Consider the following 789-nt stretch of genomic DNA (forward strand, 5'->3'; position numbering starts at 1 on the left):
CTTCGCGAGGAGGAATCGGGGCTCGCCGCCTTTCTTGAGGACCTTGCCGCGAGCGCCGGCGTCACCGTCCAGGCTGAAAGCCTGGCGCGTTTCGAGCCGGTAACCTTCGATGCCCGCATCGTCTCGCTGGTCGAGGAGGTTGCCGGAGCCGCCGGCCTTTCCTGCCGGCGCATCACCTCGGGCGCCGGCCACGACGCTCAGATGATCGCGCGCATCGCGCCGTCCGCGATGATCTTCGTGCCGAGCCGGGGCGGCATCAGCCACAACCCGGCAGAGTTCACCGCCGCCGGCGAACTGGTTGCCGGAGCCAACATCCTGCTCGGCGTCGCCGCGAGATTGGCGGCCGACTGACCGCGGCAGCAGAAAACGCGGATCGCCGGCTTCTGCGGCACAGTGTTGCCAAGCCATGACACCACCAAAAATAGTCACGTCGAAGGCGTCGAGTCTCGCAGAGGTTGGCATCCGGCGACATCGGGCCGAAACAAAAATCAATCATTCAGCGAGTTTAGACGGCGAATTTTCGCGCGCGCCAATAAGTTCAGTGCCTCGAAGAAAGAATGCCATGCTGCTGCTCAATCAACGTCCCGAACACAACCAGCCGTTGGTTGCGGCCGATGCCGAGTCCCTCGGCATGGCGGGAGGCGAGCGGGCCGAGCACTATCTCAAGGCGCGGCACAACCATGTCGAAACGCCGCTGCACGCCTTGCCGGCGTTGGCCGATGAACTCGGCATCGCCGCACTTTACGTCAAAGATGAAGGCCAGCGTCTCGGCCTCGGCTCCTTCAAGGC

The 789-nt window shown here is 64.1% G+C and carries 1 protein-coding gene and 1 pseudogene; both read left to right on the top strand.

Features of this window, described 5'->3' with window-relative positions; genetic code table 11:
- Positions 1-351 (top strand): M20/M25/M40 family metallo-hydrolase (locus tag EN742_RS36500; protein ID WP_128333963.1); only part of this gene is annotated, 351 nt, incomplete at its 5' end.
- A 211-nt stretch (positions 352-562) separates the two neighbouring features.
- Positions 563-789: pseudogene (locus EN742_RS36505) on the top strand (diaminopropionate ammonia-lyase); the annotation flags it as partial.

It is taken from the genome of Mesorhizobium sp. M4A.F.Ca.ET.020.02.1.1 (assembly GCF_004022645.1).
Lineage (GTDB): Bacteria > Pseudomonadota > Alphaproteobacteria > Rhizobiales > Rhizobiaceae > Mesorhizobium.